Below are 14,658 nucleotides of genomic sequence, written 5' to 3' on the forward strand. Positions count from 1 at the left end.
TGCGGCAGCGAGTAGCCGCCCTGCACCAGGAATTCGAGCGCGTTATCGAAGCAGGCGGTGTCCGACTGGCCTTCGTAGGAGATCGGCCACAGCCGGTTGATGTCCTTGCCGTACAGCTCGGAGCTCACCGAGGCCTGGCGCGCCGCCATCCAGTTGGTGTTGCCGCGCAGCGTGTTGATCTCGCCGTTATGCGCGATCATGCGGTAGGGATGCGCCAGCGACCACGCCGGGAAGGTGTTGGTCGAGAAGCGCTGGTGAACGAGCGCGAGCGCGCTCTCGAAATCCTTCTCGTGCAAATCGGGATAGTATTTGCCGAGCTGGTCGGCGAGGAACATGCCCTTGTAGATCACGGTGCGGCAGGACATCGAGCAGGGGTAATAGCCTGCGAGCCCGCGGTCGCGGCGCTGGTAGATCGCCTGCGAGATCGACTTGCGCAGGATATACAGCCGGCGCTCGAAATCGTCCTCGGTCTTGGCGGTGCCGTTGCGGCCGATGAACACCTGCATGCAGGCGGGCTCGGTCGGCTTCACGGTGACGCCGAGCGAGGAATTGTCGGTCGGCACGTCGCGCCAGCCGAGCAGGGTCAGGCCTTCCGCCTTGATCTGGTCGGCGATGATGCTCTTGATGACGTTGCGCCAGGCGGTGTCGCGCGGCATGAACAGCGCGCCGATGGCGTATTCGCCGGGCGCGGGCAGCGCGAAGCCGATCTCCTTGGCCTTGCGGCTGAAGAAGGCGTGCGGGATCTGGACCAAGATGCCGGCGCCGTCACCGGCGCGCGGGTCGGCGCCGACGGCGCCGCGGTGCTCGAGGTTGCAGAGGATGCTGAGCGCGTCCGAGACGATCTCGTGGGACTTCTTGCCCTTGATGTTGGCGATGAAGCCGACGCCGCAGGAATCCTTCTCCAGGCTCGGATCGTAGAGACCTTCGGCCGGCGGGCGCGAATTGTGTTCCTGAATCGGATCGGTCGTTTTCGAGGCGACCGTCGCCGACAGCTCTTCTGCCACGATGTTTGCGCGCTCGAATTGCGACCCGTTCATGTCCTCGTCCTCTCCATGCGGCAAGCTGCCTCACCGCCATCTTCGGCGCACCTTGGGCGTCCCGCGGCACCCGGTTTTGGGCCACCGCTCGTCCTCTGCGAGCCGCATTTTCTTAAATTCAGGCCAAGGCGCTCTTCGTCCCCGAGAACGGCTTTGCCTGGTACCTTCGCGGCGCTCGAGAGCACCGATTTTTGTTGCAATCCCTATGCCGGAACCGCAAGCAAAATTGAGACAGTCTTCCTGTCCTAAACATCACCTTGCCAAATTTTTGTCTATCACACAAGCGCGCGAAAGTCCCGATTCCCAAAGCGTCAATCGCCGCTTTCTGAATGGCGCGCGGCCCCGGTTTTGAAGCAAACGCGCCCTGATCCGGCCCTGCCGACGCCGAAATCCCGAATGAAGCTTCGGATCGCCCCTTCGAAAGGCGCGCCACGCCGCAAGAAGCGAAAGAGCGCGACCATCCGGGGGCCTGACAGGAGCGTGTCGACCATGAAGTTTTTCACAGGATGTGTGGCCGCGGCCACCCTGGCGCTAGCCGCAACCGCTGCTCAGGCTCAGATTCCGGCGAGCGGTCTTTCCGGCGGGGCCATGATCGCGGTGTCGGATTTCGAGGGACCCTACGGGCCACCGGACACCGCGCCACCGCTGCCGCCGCGCTACGGCTATGGTTATGGTTATGAGGAGCGCGGCCCGGCGCCGGCGCTGCTGCCGCCCACCGAGGTTTACGCGGTGTTGCGCGAAAACGGCTTCTCGCCGCTCGGCATCCCGCGCCTGCGTGGCGCCGTCTACACCATCGCAGTGATCGACCGTCGCGGCGACGACGGCCGGCTCGTGATCGATGCCCGCGACGGGCGGATTATCCGCTTCATGCCGGCGGCTGATGCCTATGGCATGGCGCCGGCCTATGAGGAGCCTTCGGTTGCACCTTACCGGCCGCAAAGCGCCCTGCCGCCGCCGACCATGGTCCGCGGTGGCCCGCCGCGCCCGCCGGCGCCGATCCCGCATGTCGCCAGCCGCGCCGTTCCGCTGCCCAAGGCGGCTCCGCAGCGGGTCGAGACACCGGTCGCGGCAGTGAAGCCTGCCGAGCAGACGGCGCAGCAGGTCCAGGCATCGCAGGCGCAGCAGACGGCCGCCGTGCAGGCAAAGCCGGCCGAGGCTGCCGCACCCACCATTGGTCAGGCGAAGCCGCCGGCAACGATCTTGCCGACGCAAGAGATGCCGGCGGCACAGGGGCTGGATTAGAGCGACGCGCGCTTGACGCGACAGCGCGGAGACAGCTGAGCAAAACAAAAGGCGCCCGAAATGCTCAGGCGCCTTTTGCATTTTCAGCGATCGCCGCTCAGCTGCGCGGATACCCGGCCGCCTCCAGGATCAAATTCGCAACCTCCTTCGGATGCGACACCAGCGAGAGGTGGCCGGCATCGAGCTCGATCGTGGTCGCGTTCATGCGCTTGGCGAGGAAGCGTTCGAAATCGGGGTTGATGGTGCCGTCGTTCTTTGACACCGCGTACCAGCTCGGCTTCGAATGCCAGGCGGCTTCAGTGGTGCGGCCGGCGAAGATCGAGGCGGCCGTCGGCCACTGCACCGCGTAGAGCTCCTTGGCGCGTTCCGGCGCGACGCCGTTGGCGAAATATTTCAGGAAGGCATCTTCGGAAAGTTTTGTGTAGCCGTCGCGCTCGACGACGCCGGCACGCGCGGGTCCCGCCGGAAACTGCTTCGACAACGCGACGAAATCCTCGTTGGCATCGGGGGCGCGCGCGGCGATGTAGACGAGGCCGGTGACCTTCGGATCGGTGCCGACCTGGCTGATCACGGTGCCGCCCCAGGAATGCGCGACCAGCACGGTCGGACCATCCTGCTCGGCCAGCGCGCGCTTGGTCGCATCGACCGACTCGGCGAGCGATCCCAGCGGATTCTGCACGGCGGTGACGTTGAGGCCTGCGGCCTGAAGGATCGGGATCACCTCCGACCAGCTCGAGCCATCGGCCCAGGCGCCATGCACCAGCACGACGTTCTTCGCCTTCACCGTCTGCGGGGTCTGCGCATGGGCAAGGCTGATGGGGGCCGCCAGCAGGCTCGCGGCGACGAAAAGGCTGCGCCAGAAAGTCATGATCGTTCTCCGTCTTGTTTTGGGTGCGATGCCCAAAGGACGGAGCGTAAGGTCGCGGCGTTACGCATCCTCACCACTCTGTGATGCAGCGCAAAAAACGCCCCGGGGCACCGGGGCGTTTTCGCAACCTTGAAGGTTATGTGCTGCTTAGGCGGCGACTGAGCTCTCGATCACCTGCGCCTTTGCTGCGCCGGTGTTGATCGCGATCTGGCGCGGCTTCTTGGCTTCGGGAATCTCGCGCACGAGGTCGACGTGGAGCAGGCCGTTCTCGAGCGAGGCGTCCTTCACCTGCACGAAGTCGGCAAGCTGGAAGGCGCGCTCGAAGGCTCGGGCGGCGATACCGCGATAGAGCACTTCGGACTTCGAGTTCTCGCTGGCGACTTTCTCGCCCTTGATCGTCAGCGTGTTTTCCTTCGCGACGAGGGAGAGCTCATCCTTGGCGAAGCCGGAGACCGCAACAGTGATGCGGTAGGTGTTCTCGCCGGTGCGCTCGATGTTGTAGGGGGGATAACCGGGGCTGCCGTCAGAGCTCGTCTGGTCGAGCAGGTTGAAGAGGCGATCGAAGCCGACGGTGGAACGATAGAACGGGGTGAGATCGTAGGTACGCATGGTCAAGTCCTCCATTGAGCGACTGTTCGGGTAACCCGCCCGCCAATCGGGCCGGGCTTTAGTCTGTGTGCAGCCTGATGTTCCGGTTCCGAAACACTGGTAGCGGCCTGCACTGAGGTGATATGGGTGAGTCCAGACAGCGTTCAAGAGGGCGGCAATGGCGCCTTTTAGGCGCTCCCGCCCCCCTGATTTGCAGCACTTGGCGCCCACGCACTCCCAATCATGACGCTGGTCTCGATCCCGTCCAATCCCGTTCCCGAAGACGTCGTCAGCGGCACCATCAAGACGCCCGATGGCGTCGAGCTGCGCTTTGCGCGCTGGGCGCCGCCGGCGAACCGCAAGGGCACCGTCTGCGTCTTCACCGGGCGCAGCGAGCAGATCGAGAAATATTTCGAGACCGTGCGCGATTTGCGCGACCGCGGCTTTGCGGTGGCGATGTTCGACTGGCGCGGGCAGGGACATTCCTCGCGCCGCCTGCGCGATCCGCGCAAGGGCTACGTGCGCAACTTCGCCGACTACGAGATCGACGTCGAGACTTTCGTTCAGCAGGTGGTGCTGCCGGATTGCCCGCCGCCGTTCTTCGCGCTGGCCCATTCCATGGGCGGCGCGGTGCTGTTGCGGCTGGCGCATGCGCAAAAGCGCTGGTTCGACCGCATGGTGCTGTCGGCGCCGATGATCGACCTGCCGGGCCGCGCCACCTCGTTTCCAGTGCGGGCGCTGTTGAAGACGATGCGGTTGCTGGGGCGGGGCGGCGGGTACATTCCCGGCGGCAGCGACCACCTCACCGGGCTGTCGCCCTTCATCAACAATCCCCTGACCAGCGATCCCGTGCGCTATGCGCGCAACGCCGCGATCCTGGAGGAGGACCCCACGCTCGGCCTGGCGTCACCGACGGTCGCCTGGGCCGATACCGCGTTCCGTGCGATGAACGTCTTCAAGGGCATGAACTACCCGTCCGAGATCCGCCAGCCGATCCTGATGCTGGCGGCCTCCAACGACAGCGTGGTTTCGACCGCGGCGATCGAGGAGTTCGCCTACCATTTGCGCGCCGGCTCCCATCTCGTGATCGTCGGCTCGAAGCACGAGATCCTGCAGGAGCAGGACCGCTACCGCTCCCAGTTCTGGGCCGCATTTGATGCGTTCGTGCCGGGCACGCCGCTGTTCAAGTGATGAAGACCCGGAGCATCCAGAGCCACTGAGCGTTCCGCAATCTCCGTCATGCCCGGGCTTGTCCCGGGCATCCACGTTCTCAGTGCCGCGGTAAAGATCGTGGATGGCCGGGACAAGCCCGGCCATGACGGCGAGGGCTTTGACTACAGCGTCTTCAGATACTCGATCAAATCGTAGCGCTCTTGCTCTTTCAGCACGCGGCCGATGGTGCCGTCCTTGCCCGGGCCCGGCGTGCCATCGAACGAGTGGCCGGCATTGCTGTTGCCGAACATCTCGGTGCCATCAGACGCTCGCGTCGAGAAGCGCGACTGCCCGGTCTTGCAGCTCTCGCCATCGACGACTGCGAAGCCGACCTGCTTCGGATCGTAGTCGCGACCGCCACCCATGCAGAACGATTGGGGGCGCTCGGCCGCGGGGCTCAGCATCCAGTAGAGCGAGGGTACCGATCCGTTGTGCAGGTAAGGCGCGGTGGCCCAGACGCCGTTGAGCGGGCGCGCGCGATACCAGGGCGGCGGCTCCTTCTTGTCGGGCGGCTGCGGACCGGGATTCGGGCAATTCTGGCGCGCACCCCACCAGATCTGCTGAGCCTTCGGGTCGATCTTCGCATCGTCCATCGCTTTGCGGCTGACGATGTCGACGAGCACCATCAAGCCGACCGAGTAAGGCATGTCGGTCGAAGAAATATCCGGCAGATTGCAGCTCCACCAGGCATTGAGCTTCTGCGTAGGATCGAGCTTGAGAAAGCCCGGCACCTGAACCGTCCGCGTCGCCAGCACACCGGCCTGAGCGGGATCGGTCCCCATGCCTTTGACGCTCTTTTGCACCTCGTTCAGGAATTTGTCGTTGCCGATGGTCTCCCAGCGCGACGAAGACCAGATGCTCTGGTCGGGAAATTCGGTGTCGAACACGGGATCGTTGACCGGCCCGAGATGGCATTCGGCGCAAATCTGCGCGTAGAGCTTACGGCCATTCTTGACGCGGTCGCCATCGATCTTCCAGGCGGCATTGCCAAAGATGTCCGACGGCCATTTCGGTGATGTCAGTCCGGAGAGCTGCTTTTTCGGATAGGGCGGCGACCCCTTCAGCAGATCCTCGATCCAGTTCAGATTCTTGATGTCCATCGATGAGCCGAACAGCGTGTCCTTGGGTGCATTGTCGGACAAGTTGAGCAGCGCGGTGACGCCCAGCGCTTCGCCGGCGTTGCGGATCAGCGGTTGTTCGATGGAAGCGTCATATTGCGCGAATTTGAGCCAAGGCACGGTCCAGATCGGCGGGAAGCTGACCGGCGCGTCCTTGGCATGCAGATTCTTCTCGAAGCCGCTGAGGCCGCTCAGCGTCATGTCCTGGGCGAAGACCTGATTGCCGATGCGGTTGAGTGCGTCGAGGCGGCCGTAACCTTCCTCGGTGTCCTGCTGCTGCTCTTCCCGCTTCGTCTTCTCGTTGAACCTCGTCTTGCCGTCGATGGTTTTCTTGTAGGTCTTCTCCCAGTCGACCAGGAACGTGCCGATCGCACTCAGCTTCTGCTTCAGCGCATCGCGGTCCGCATCGCTGGCGGAGGGGCCGAGCACACGGTCGGCGAAGCGTGTGAAGCGGCCCGGCACGAGGAGCGTGTAGGCGATGGACAGGCCGGTCGTGACCTCCAGCTTCCTGAGGTCGGTCATCGCCGGGCCGCCGTCGAAACGGATGTCGATGCCTTTGTAGTGGATCTGGCCGGTGTGGCAGGCGGCACAGGTCAGGCCGATCCGGTCCTCGCCGACCTGGCCGGTCGCAGGATCGGGCACGCCGGTCATGCGCGCAAAGCCGACCGGCAGGCCGTCGACGTTTTCAGCCTGGGCGCCCCAGTTGACCGGCGGATCCCAAAGCCGTGCCGGCACCGGCCTCGTCTTGTCGTAGACGTTGGCATAGCCGAACCGGCGCAGCGTGGCGTCGTCGGTGTTGAGCGTCTGCGGGCTGGGGATGAAGCCGAAGCGCTGCAGATGGTCGCTGTCATGCAGCATCCCCGGCTTTGCGAAGAAATGAAGCCGCGGCTGCTCGAGCGCCATGAACCAGCTATAGGGCACCGGGAAGGTCGCCGTGCCTTGGCTGGCGTGATGAAACCAGTGCCGGTCCTCCAGCGCCCAGTTTTGCTCGAGCCAGTACGCGGCCCGGGGTTCGACGTGCTGTGGTAACGACGGGGCCACGAACTGCCCGATGACGCTGGGAAGCATCGGCTGGAATTGATCGGGAAAGCGCAGCGCCACGATGCCAAAGACGAGGAGCGCGGCGGCTAGTCCGCCGGCAACGCGCAATATAAGCGAGGGCGGGGTAACCGGCTGACTGACGACCCGCTGGGTGATCCTGTCAGGGAATTTGCGCTTGTTGAACAATGTCCTCACCTCGGCCACGCTGAGATAGCGGTCATCACCCTGACCCTTGCCCATGATCTTGAGCAGGACCGGCCATTCGAACTTCATCAGGATTGGGTAATACCAGCGCGACTGATTGCCGGCGCGCTTGAGATTGTCGTTCATGAAGGTCTGGATTTGCGAGGCGTTGAGCCCGGTCTCGGTGCCGCCATTGGGATCGGCATAAGTGCCGCCGAAACTCGCGAGCCGCGCAATCTCGTCCTCGTTGACGCCCCCGTCGACGCCGAGGATGCGCGAGCCGGCACCGAGCTTGTCGAGCGGGCCGCCGCGCAAGCCATTGAGCTGCGCGCCCCAGAAGATGCTTTGCAGGATGTGACAGGCGCCATTGGCGATCAGCGCAACGCCGCGGACTTGGATGCGGGCCAGCGTCTTTTTCGCTCCAGTCTCGCCGCTTGCATTTGCGATGGTCTGCGACAGCGTCCGGAGCGGGACCGCGCCGCCGTCGACAAAACCCTCGCCGACAAGGCCCCGGAGGAACGGGCAGGGATTGTCCGGCGAGACCTGGATCGATGGATCGATGGGGGGCTTCGAGACGGAGTCGTTCATGGCCCAAAATCCTGAAAACAGCGAATCGTGAAATACAGACGCGCCGATCAAGCGCGGAAAGTGCTAACAAACCGGCAGCAATCTATACTACTTCAGCGTGTGGAGAAGTGTGGTTGAATTCACTGTCGTGTCAATAAAGCCGGAGGTGAGATTGCAGCGCATGCGCAGGCTCGCCTTCAGGATTCGGCGGCGCGTCTGACGTCGCTCTGGACCAGGGTGAGCTTGCTGGCCGGGACGCCCGCCTTCAGGAGCCCGTCGCGGTAATGCGCGATGTCCTCGGCCCGCTTCCAGTGAAAATTCCGCAAATGGCGGTCGACATTCAGGGTCGGGTAGTTGCCCATCAGCATGCCTGTCGCCTCGATCGCCTCGCCGGTCCGTCCCAGCTGCGCCAGCGCCGCGGCGCGGATCGCGAGCGCCTGCATGTGGTTCGGATTGACGTAGAGCTGCTCGCGGGCCCACGACAGGGTCGCGTCATACTGGCCAACGAGATAGTGGCTGAAGGCATTCAGCGCCGCCCATTGATAGCGCGGGTCGCTGTTGTCGCGCTGGGCGGCCATCGAGAACAGCTCAATCGCTTGCCGGTGCTCGCCGACGACGAAGTGGCAGATGCCGAGCACGCCGCGCGCGCCCATGTCGTAGGGGTTGAGGGCGACCGCGCGCTTGGCGGCGTCCATCGCCGCCTCGTCATGGCCTTCCAATGCGTGCGCCCAGGACAGGACGGAGAACGCGAACGATGAGCGCGGGTCGAGCCGGACGCTGGTTTCGGCAAGCCTCATCGCCTCGGCCCACATCTCGCGCGTGCCCTTGACCCAGCCGAACTGGATGCTCTGGATCTGGATCGTCGCCAGATAGGCATGCGCGATCGACAGCTTGGGATCGAGCGCGATCGCTTCCCGGAACAGGTCGACGGCCGTGCTCAGATCCTCCTTGGTCTGCCGGTAATAATGCGACAGGCCCTTCAGGAAGCGGTCCCAGGCGGTGATGTCATTGGTCGGGCGCGCGGGCGCGGAGGCCTCGGCGCGGACGATCTCGGTGGCGATGGCGGCGGACAGATTGGTCGTGATCTCGTCCTGCATCGCAAAGAGATCGCCGATGTCGCGGTCGTAACGGCCGGTCCAGAGCTGCTCGCCGGTCTCCGGCGCGATCAGCTCGGCGGTGACGCGGATCTTGGCGCCGGCGCGCCGCACCGAGCCCTGGATCAGATAGGTGGCGTCGATCTCGCGCGCGATCACGCGGGTGCCGACATTCTTGCCCTTGAAGGCGAAGGTCGAGTTGCGGCTCAGCACGCGGTAGAACGATTGCAGCGACAACGCGTGGATCAGGTCCTCGGTCAGGCCGTCGGAGAAATATTCGTCCTGGGCGTCGCTGAGATTGGCGAAGGGCAGCACGCCGACGATGGCAGTGCGGTATTGCTGCGAGAGTGCGGACCCTTCCTTCAGCTCCGGCGCAAGCGCAGTCGCGCCGTCGGGCGTCCAGGTCCAGACCCCGACCGGATCCTTGATGTTCTTGAAGCGGTGGTTGCCGCCGTCGACCAGCGGCACGGTGAGATGCTTGCTCGCCTCGCGGTAGGCCTTGGCCGAGATCGCGAACCCGCCGGGGCTCGCCACCGATTCCAGCCGGACGGCGATGTTGACATCGTCACCGAACACCTCGTCCTCGTCGGCGATGACGTCACCCATATGGATGCCGAGCCGGAACTGCATGGTGCGTTCGGCAGGCAGATGGTGATTGCGCTCCGCCATCAGCAGCTGCATCGCGATCGCGGCCTCGGCGGCGCCGACGATGGAGGGGAATTCCAGCAGGAAGCCGTCGCCGGTGTTCTTGACGACGCGGCCGCCGTGATTGAGGATGATCGGATGGATCGCGCTGCGATGGGCCTTGAAGGCGGCATGGGTGCCGGCCTCGTCAGTGCCCATCATCCGCGAATAGCCGGCGACATCGGCGCAGACGATGGCGGCCAGACGTCTTTCCATATCCTCGGAGCTCCAAGGGAGAGGGGACAGCCACCGCGTGGCAGTCGCCTCGAATCCCGCATTTTCAAAACCCTGCCTTTATAGAGCAGATGAGGCCGAGCGAAAGTATGATCCGCATTGCAAATTCGATGCAAATCCCACGCAATTCCGGCGGTGGACGGCGGGGTGCGGACCGATTAAGGCCAATCCCCTGGGACCGCCCGACCGGGCGGCGGAGCCTCTCACATGCTGGGCATTCATGAAATCTGGCTCTTCGTCCTGTCGGGTGTGCTGCTCAACGTCATGCCGGGGCCGGATTCGGTCTATGTGATCGGCCGCAGCATGCAGATGGGCTGGCGTGGCGGGGCAGCGGCGGCCTTCGGCATCAGTTGCGGCTGCCTTTTCCATGTCGCGGGCGCTGCGATCGGCCTTTCGGCGCTTTTGATGGCCTCATCCACCGCGTTCTCGATCCTGAAGCTGGTCGGCGCGGCCTATCTCGTCCTGACCGGCCTTTTAATGCTGTGGTCGCGCCCGGCGCTGGTGGCGGTCAAGGACGAGGCCGAGCGGAGCTCGCTGCGGCGGGTTTTCCTCCAGGGCGTCCTCACCAACGCGCTCAATCCCAAGGTCGCGCTGTTCTTCCTGGCCTTCCTGCCTCAATTCGTCGCAGCCGATTCCGTGCACAAGCCGCTCGCCTTCCTGACGCTAGGCCTGATCTTCATCTGCACGGGGACGCTGTGGTGCCTGGTGCTGGCGGCGTTCGCGGCCAAGGCGGCCCGCCGGTTGCGGCAGTCCGAGGGCGTGATCGCCTGGGTCAACCGGACCCTCGGCGGCCTTTTCATCTATCTCGGCATCCGCGTCGCGATGCTGGAGACGCGGTAGCTCATCCGAACGGATGAGTGGATCTCGCGTCAGGCGAATTCCTTCAGCAGCGCGCTGCCGGCCAAATAGACACCGAGCAAGATCATCGCGACCAGGAACCAGCGGCGGAACGCTTCCGCCGGCATCCGCGCCCGCACCGACTGGCCGATGAACATGCCGCCAAACGCCATGGCCATGGCGACGGCGCCCGGCACGGCATTGGCCGGGGTCAGCAGGCCGCCGGCGGTCAGGTTGAAGGCGAGTGCCAGCGTTGCGGTGGTGAAGAACACGCCGAGCGCCTGCACCAGCTCGTCCTTCTCCATGCCGATCGCCTGCATGAACGGCATCGAGGGGATCACCTGCACGCCGGTTGAGGCCGAGATCACGCCGGTGATCACGCCGACCACGCCGCCGACCCATTTCTCGTTCTGCGGTGCGACGTGGAACTTGAATGTGCTGAGGCCGATGATGGCGTAGATCACCAGCAGGATGCCGAGCACAACCGTGCCGTAGCGCGCGTAGGGTCCGGTCAGCGCGCCGGCGTTGAGCCAGCAGCCGATCACGGTGCCGATCATCAGCGGCCACAACCGCCTCAGGATGTCGCGCAGATGGGGGCCGACAAAGGTTTGCCAGATGTTGGTGACAATGGCGGGCACGATCACGATGGCGATCGCGCGGCTGGGCGCCATGTTCACCGCGAGCAGGCCCATGGAGACCGTCGGCAGGCCGAGCCCGACGACGCCCTTGACGAATCCGGCGACAAGAAAGACGGCGGCGATGAGAATGAGAAGCGGGTCAATCATGACCTGCACATTGACCGAAGCCGCGCCCACGCACAATCTGGAGGTTACGGAGACAGCCTTCGTCCACGACGAAAGCTAGGTTTGGAGGAGGCAACAATGCGTTTCGACCTTGTCGATCTCCAGCTCTTCATTGCGGTCGCCGACCAGCGCAGCATCACCCGCGGCGCGGAGCGCTCGCATCTGGCGCTGGCCTCCGCCAGCGCGCGGATCAAGGGGCTCGAGGACGCGCTTGGCGTCGCGCTGCTCAAGCGCGGGCGCCGCGGTGTCGAACTGACCGCGGCCGGCGAGAGCCTGCTCGACCATGCGCGGCTCGTGATCCACCAGATCGACGCCATGCGCGGCGACCTCGCGGGCTTTGCCAGCGGCGTGCGCGCCAGCGTGCACTTCCTTGCCAACACGTCGGGCCTGTCGGAGCATCTGCCGAAGGCGCTGGCCGGCTTCCTGCGCGAGCATCCCGACGTCGCCATCGACATCGAGGAGCGCGAGAGCACCGACATCGCAGCCGCGATCACCGCCGGCGCCGCCGATCTCGGTTTCGCCGCCGAGCACGCGCTGCCTGATCATATCGAGCGCTTCGTGTTCAGCGAGGACCGCCTGACGCTGGTGACATCGAAGCGCGGCCCGTTCGCCGGCCGCCGCCAGATCGATTTCCAGGAGGCCAACGCCTGCGAGTTCGTCGGCCTGACCAGCGCCACCGCGCTTCAGATGCATATTTCAAAGCATGCCGCCCGGCTCGGCATGCGCCCGCATTTCCGGGCGCGGCTGCGCGACTTCGATGCGATCTGCCAGCTGGTCTCAGCCGATGTCGGCGTCGCGCTGGTGCCCGAAGCCGCCGCCCGCCGCTGCGCCAAGCTGATGCCACTCGCCATGGTCCGCCTGCGCGACGCCTGGGCCAACCGCAAGCTCGTGATCTGCGCGCGGAGCTTCAAGGCGCTGCCGCGGCCGGCCAAGATGCTGGTAGAGCATCTGCGCGCAGCTGCGGTGTGAGGGTGAATGCGACGTACTTCCATGCGGGCGATCGGCTCCCTCTCCCGTTTGCGGGGCGCAAGCGGGAGAGGTGTAAACCGGTTACTTCGCCGTCTCCACGCCGGCGTCCTTGATCACCTTCGCCCATTTCGCGGTCTCGTCCGCAATGAATGCGCGAAAATGCTCCGGCTCGTCGCCGATCAGCGTCGCGCCTTGCGCGGCGAGCTTCTCCTTCACCGCGGGATCCGCCATCGCCTTGGTCGCGAGGTCATGCAGCGCGGTGACGATCTCCTTCGGCGTGCCCTTGGGCGCGACCATGCCGTACCAGTTCTCGATGCGCAGATCCGGAAAGCCTGCTTCCTGCGTGGTCGGCACGTCGGGCGCGGTCGGGGCGCGTTCCGCCGAGCCGATCGCGATCGGCTTCAGCGCGCCGGCCTTGACCTGCGGCAACAGCACCGGGAGGTCGAGGAACGTCATTTGCACCTGCTGGCCCAGGAGATCGTTCACCGCGGGCGCGGCACCACGATAAGGCACGTGCACGATGTCGATGCTGGCTGTCAGCTTGAACAGCTCGCCGGCGAGATGCGGCAAGCTGCCGGGGCCGGAGGATGCGAAGTTGAGCTTTCCGGGCTGCGCTTTCGCAAGCGCAATCAATTCGCCGATGTCCTTGGCGGGCAAATTGGCCGCCACGACCAGCATTTCCGGCACGGTCGCAACCAGCGTCACTGGAGTCAGGTCATTGAGCGTGTCGTAGGCGACCTTCTCCATGCTCGGGCTGATCGCAAGTGCGCCGGCAGAGGAGATGGCGATGGTGTAGCCGTCGGGCGCGCTCTTGGCGACCGCATCAGTGCCGAGCACGCCGCCCTGGCCGCCGCGATTGTCGATCAGCACCGGCTGGCCCGCCAGTTCCGACATGCGCTGGCCGACCACGCGGGCGATGATGTCGTTGGGGCCGCCGGCCGGAAACGGCACGATCAGCTTGATCGGTTTTGCCGGAAAGATCTGCGCCGCCGCCACTGACGGCAGCAGCAGAAACAATCCCAAAAACAATCTAAAGAACAATTTAGCGAGAAGCCTGCGTGAGATGGTCATGCAAGCCTCCCGCGAGCGCTTGTTATGGGTTGAGCAGTTTCAGTGCTTCTTCGTGAACCCTGGCGTCGCCGGCCGCGACGATGCGGCCGCCGCCCTGGGCCGGCTTGCCTTCCCAGGTGGTGACGACGCCGCCGGCGCCGGTCACGATCGGGATCAGGGCTGCGATATCATAAGGCTTCAGTTCGGTCTCGACCACGAGATCGACATGGCCGGCCGCCAGCATGCAATAGGAATAGCAATCGCCGCCATAGCGTGACAGCCGCGCGCCCTGCTCGATCCGGCCGAAAATGGCGCGGTCGCGCTCGTTCATCAGCAGCGGGCTGGTGGTGTAGGTCGTCGCCTCCGACAGCGAGGCGCAGCGGCGGACCTGGAGCCGGCGCTCGCCGGACGGGCCTTTATAGTTGGCCGAGCCGTTGTCGCCGGAAAAGCGCTCGCCGATGAAGGGCTGGTGCATCATGCCGTAGACCGGCGTGCCCTTGTGAAGCAGCGCGATCAGCGTGCCCCAGATCGGAAAGCCGCCGATGAAGGACTTTGTGCCGTCGATGGGGTCGAGCACCCAGACATAGTCGGCGTCGTCGCGCTCATTGCCGAATTCCTCGCCGACGATGCCGTGCTGGGGGAAGCTGGCCTTGATCAGCCGCCGCATCACCGCTTCCGCCGCGCGGTCGGCTTCCGTCACCGGATCGAAATCCTTGGTCTTGCTCTTGTCGTCGATCGACAGCGAGGTCCGGAAGAACGGCAGGATGGTTTCGCCGGAGGCGGTGGCAAGCCGCCCGATGAAGGCTGAGAAGTCGATCACCGTCACGGCGCATCCTCAAAACGAAACTCGGGTGAAGCTTTCATCTGCCTAGCTCAATTCGCTTCTCGCGTGCAGCGCTGTCTTGATTTGCACCCTGGTATTTTGGATGCGGAGGCCGCCTGCCCCAGGCGAGCCATATGCTGGCCAAATATCGATCACAGTGTTGAGAACTTAGTTCCTTGTATGCCTCGTTCGCATGCAAATGACTATCAACCCATTGAAATTCCTTATCAAAGAAACTGAATCTGGATTTCGCTGGAAGCAAATGAGCTATGTGTTTTTGCATGGGAAACGGCTCAAAAGCCCTTGCA

At 64.5% G+C, this 14,658-nt stretch carries 11 protein-coding genes and 1 pseudogene; 4 read left to right on the top strand and 8 right to left on the bottom strand.

Annotated elements, in window-relative coordinates; translation table 11 throughout:
- Positions 1–1,037 (bottom strand): annotated as a pseudogene (locus ABIC09_RS18735) (glutamate synthase subunit alpha); the annotation flags it as partial.
- 489 nt (positions 1,038–1,526) lie between these two features.
- Between ABIC09_RS18735 and ABIC09_RS18740 the strand changes: the two are divergent.
- Positions 1,527–2,279 (top strand): hypothetical protein, encoded by a 753-nt coding sequence (locus tag ABIC09_RS18740; protein ID WP_354110163.1) that lies wholly within the window; start codon positions 1,527–1,529, stop codon positions 2,277–2,279.
- Positions 2,280–2,376: 97 nt separating this feature from the next.
- Here ABIC09_RS18740 and ABIC09_RS18745 read toward each other — a convergent pair whose 3' ends face one another.
- Together ABIC09_RS18745 and ABIC09_RS18750 are read right to left on the bottom strand one after the other, a co-directional pair.
- The gene (locus tag ABIC09_RS18745) at positions 2,377–3,147 is read right to left on the bottom strand and encodes an alpha/beta fold hydrolase (protein WP_354110164.1); all 771 of its coding nucleotides are present in this window, start codon (positions 3,145–3,147) and stop codon (positions 2,377–2,379) included.
- Positions 3,148–3,294: 147 nt separating this feature from the next.
- Positions 3,295–3,756: an Hsp20 family protein gene (locus ABIC09_RS18750; RefSeq protein ID WP_354110165.1), complete on the bottom strand. Its 462-nt coding sequence runs from the start codon at positions 3,754–3,756 to the stop codon at positions 3,295–3,297.
- Between the two features lie 222 nt (positions 3,757–3,978).
- Here ABIC09_RS18750 and ABIC09_RS18755 point away from each other — a divergent pair, with 222 nt between their 5' ends.
- Positions 3,979–4,926, top strand: a complete 948-nt coding sequence (locus ABIC09_RS18755) for an alpha/beta fold hydrolase (protein ID WP_354110166.1) — start codon at positions 3,979–3,981, stop codon at positions 4,924–4,926.
- Between the two features lie 143 nt (positions 4,927–5,069).
- Here ABIC09_RS18755 and ABIC09_RS18760 read toward each other — a convergent pair whose 3' ends face one another.
- Both ABIC09_RS18760 and ABIC09_RS18765 read right to left on the bottom strand, forming a co-directional pair.
- Positions 5,070–7,877: a di-heme-cytochrome C peroxidase gene (locus ABIC09_RS18760; protein ID WP_354110167.1), complete on the bottom strand. Its 2,808-nt coding sequence runs from the start codon at positions 7,875–7,877 to the stop codon at positions 5,070–5,072.
- A 176-nt stretch (positions 7,878–8,053) separates the two neighbouring features.
- Positions 8,054–9,850, bottom strand: coding sequence for an adenylate/guanylate cyclase domain-containing protein (locus ABIC09_RS18765; RefSeq protein WP_354110168.1), 1,797 nt, complete (start codon positions 9,848–9,850; stop codon positions 8,054–8,056).
- Between the two features lie 225 nt (positions 9,851–10,075).
- Between ABIC09_RS18765 and ABIC09_RS18770 the strand changes: the two genes are divergently transcribed.
- Positions 10,076–10,708, top strand: a complete 633-nt coding sequence (locus ABIC09_RS18770; RefSeq protein ID WP_354110169.1) for a LysE family translocator — start codon at positions 10,076–10,078, stop codon at positions 10,706–10,708.
- Between the two features lie 29 nt (positions 10,709–10,737).
- Here ABIC09_RS18770 and ABIC09_RS18775 read toward each other — a convergent pair whose 3' ends face one another.
- Complete coding sequence (locus ABIC09_RS18775; RefSeq protein ID WP_354110170.1) at positions 10,738–11,490, bottom strand: sulfite exporter TauE/SafE family protein; 753 nt, start codon at positions 11,488–11,490, stop codon at positions 10,738–10,740.
- Between the two features lie 96 nt (positions 11,491–11,586).
- Here ABIC09_RS18775 and ABIC09_RS18780 point away from each other — a divergent pair, with 96 nt between their 5' ends.
- The gene (locus ABIC09_RS18780; protein WP_148751794.1) at positions 11,587–12,477 is read left to right on the top strand and encodes a LysR substrate-binding domain-containing protein; all 891 of its coding nucleotides are present in this window, start codon (positions 11,587–11,589) and stop codon (positions 12,475–12,477) included.
- A gap of 81 nt (positions 12,478–12,558) precedes the next feature.
- Here ABIC09_RS18780 and ABIC09_RS18785 read toward each other — a convergent pair whose 3' ends face one another.
- On the bottom strand, positions 12,559–13,548 hold the full coding sequence (locus ABIC09_RS18785) for a Bug family tripartite tricarboxylate transporter substrate binding protein (RefSeq protein WP_354110171.1): 990 nt from the start codon (positions 13,546–13,548) through the stop codon (positions 12,559–12,561).
- Between the two features lie 22 nt (positions 13,549–13,570).
- On the bottom strand, positions 13,571–14,353 hold the full coding sequence (gene hisN / locus ABIC09_RS18790; RefSeq protein ID WP_354032871.1) for a histidinol-phosphatase: 783 nt from the start codon (positions 14,351–14,353) through the stop codon (positions 13,571–13,573).
- Positions 14,354–14,658: the final 305 nt, after the last annotated feature.

It is taken from the genome of Bradyrhizobium sp. S3.12.5 (assembly GCF_040548225.1).
GTDB lineage: Bacteria > Pseudomonadota > Alphaproteobacteria > Rhizobiales > Xanthobacteraceae > Bradyrhizobium > Bradyrhizobium cytisi.